Below are 2,591 nucleotides of genomic sequence, written 5' to 3'. Positions count from 1 at the left end.
GTATTGACTATTATTTATATCACAACTTTTCATAACTTACATTTATACAATGCAAATTACGCTATTATTCGTACTGTTGTCATCGGCTTTTTTATGCTTAGTCTTCTTCACATAGAACGAATAAAAGAGATGGAACACTTACAAAATTATGCTAGAGTAATCTCAAAATTACTTAGACCTCTTACAATATTTATTGTATTGTCAGCAATCATCGCATACTTTGCTCCAAAATTTGGTCCTCAATGGCCAAACCCAATGAATTTTTTAAAATTCAACACATCCGAAGCAAGTAAAGAACAAGAAGTTTCTAAAATTGGGTATGGTTTAGATGACTCCCGATTAGGCGGTCCTTTTAAGGCGGATCCTACAATTGTTTTCACAGCACAAACACAAAACAAACAATATTGGAGAGTAGAAACAAAAGATTTTTATACAGGAAAAGGCTGGGAAGTTTCTGAAAATCAAAAAAAGGTTTCTTTTAAACATAAAAACGACGTCGTGAGCTGGTACGAACAAAATACAAAAACGGAGATAACTGAGGCAACAATCACCATGCAAAAAAGTTATCCTCACCTTACCTATCCAGCAGGATTAGTATCAGTTGAGGCTTCTTCTGATGTATCATACAGCGTTGACCCATTTTCAGAAAAAATCTATACGATGCACGGAGACTCTTCTACTACTTTAAATTCGTATAAAGTAACGTATGAGATTCCGGAGTTTTCCATAGAAAACTTGAAAGCTGCAAAAACGAATGAAGATCAAGAAACAAGTTCTTATTTCATGACAAAGTACACACAACTTCCCGAATCATTACCGCAGCGAGTAAAAGACTTGGCTGTCAATCTTACAAATGATAAAGACAGCCGGTATGATAAAGTATTAGCTATTGAAAATTACTTCACAGACAACTCTTTTGTATACGAAACAACGAATGTCTTATTCCCTGCCAAAAACCAAGATTATGTAGATCAATTCCTTTTCGATACAAAAAGCGGCTACTGTAATAATTTTTCGACGTCTATGATTGTACTACTTCGTTCTGCCGGGATTCCCGCCCGCTGGGTAAAAGGATTTACAGAAGGAACTCTTGAGAATACAATTGCTGGTGCTGAAGGTGAGAATGTTTATAAAATCGCGAACAATAACGCACACTCTTGGGTCGAAGTATATTTTCCAGAATACGGATGGATTCCATTCGAACCAACAAAAGGGTTTACCAATCCCTATAATTTTATAAATAATACTCCTGCTTCTACTTCACAAAATAGCGAAGAAACTAATTCTAATAGCGGGCAAATACACCAACGGAACAATGAAGCGAAGCTCAAAAGTTTAATAGAAAATACAGAAGAAGCCTCTACTAAAAAGATTACAAATTCTAAAAATAGGATTTCTTGGTGGTACGTATTCCTCTCTACGATACCGATTAGTATCATCGGATACATTCTCTTCACTACTAGAATGAAATGGATTACATTTTTTATTATTCTTTTCTATAAATACCGAAAAGATGATGCTGTTTATAGAAAAGCTTACGGTGCACTTTTAAAACAATTTGCGAGAATCGGCATACCACGGGGTGAAAGTCAAACATTCCGAGAATACGCTCTCCGCATCGATACACTTTACAACTCGGCCGATATGCAACAACTTACTTTCAGTTATGAGAACGCTATGTATCAAAAGGGACAGACCGCAGCCGAATGGAAGACATCCGTACACTTATGGGAAGTGCTTATGAAAAAAGCAACTTCTCTGCCTAAATCAAATGACTTCGATCCAGTGATTTAATCTTGATAATGTGAGTTTAAAGAAAACACCTCAAAGAACTACTTTGTTCTTTGAGGTGTTATTTAATAAACATAATAAAAGATAGCTAACTCCTAATTATTCCCCAAGCACCTTCTCAATCTCAACCTCTAAATCCACCGGCTTCGTTTGCGGCGCAAAACGCCCTACTACTTTCCCATCTTTTCCAATTAGAAACTTAGTAAAGTTCCATTTCACAGCTTTCATACCAAGTAAACCTGGTGCTTGTTCTGTCATGTATGTATAAAGAGGATGAGCCTTATCACCTTTCACATCAATCTTTGCAAACATCGGGAAGTTTACACCGTAGTTCAATTCACAAAAACTAGTAATATCAGCTTCTGTGCCTGGTTCTTGTCCCCCAAATTGATTACAAGGGAAACCGAGTATTTCTAGTCCTTGGTCTTTATATTTATCATATACTTCCTGTAACCCTTTATATTGTGGTGTAAATCCACATTTACTAGCTACATTTACAATAAGAAGTGCTTTTCCTTCGTAATCTTTTAACGATTTTTCTTCTCCTGTTATTGTTTTAGCTGAAAAATCATAAACTGTCATTGTTCCTACCCCTCTCTTCACTATCATTCTATGTTTATACTATACTACATTAGTGAATATACGGCTCTTATTACAATACTTACACATTAAAATGATAGCGCTTTATTCTTGTTCAAAAATTCGACACAAACTACTAGACTTTAATGATGGAAAGTTTTACAATTGAATTGTGAACAAAATGTGACAGTTTGCATTATAAATTGTGACATTTTCAATTC

At 35.3% G+C, this 2,591-nt stretch carries 2 protein-coding genes; one reads left to right on the top strand and one right to left on the bottom strand.

Features of this window, described 5'->3' with window-relative positions; all coding sequences use genetic code 11:
* Positions 1–1,794 (top strand): transglutaminase TgpA family protein (locus AB3X48_RS20920; RefSeq protein ID WP_367959899.1); only part of this gene is annotated, 1,794 nt, incomplete at its 5' end.
* Positions 1,795–1,890: 96 nt separating this feature from the next.
* Here the strand turns inward: AB3X48_RS20920 and bsaA are convergent.
* The gene (gene bsaA / locus AB3X48_RS20915) at positions 1,891–2,373 is read right to left on the bottom strand and encodes a glutathione peroxidase (protein WP_016102133.1); all 483 of its coding nucleotides are present in this window, start codon (positions 2,371–2,373) and stop codon (positions 1,891–1,893) included.
* Between the last annotated feature and the right edge of the window lie 218 nt (positions 2,374–2,591).

This window comes from Bacillus sp. S4 (assembly GCF_040838205.1).
Taxonomy (GTDB): Bacteria; Bacillota; Bacilli; order Bacillales; family Bacillaceae_G; genus Bacillus_A; species Bacillus_A cereus_U.
Note: the sequence above shows the minus strand (reverse complement) of the source record. Positions and strands in the feature narration are given on the sequence as shown.

Coding starts and splice junctions, on each gene's coding strand:
- bsaA (WP_016102133.1), bottom strand. CDS start 2,373: ATGACAGTTTATGATTTTTCAGCTAAAACAATAACAGGAGAAGAAAAA.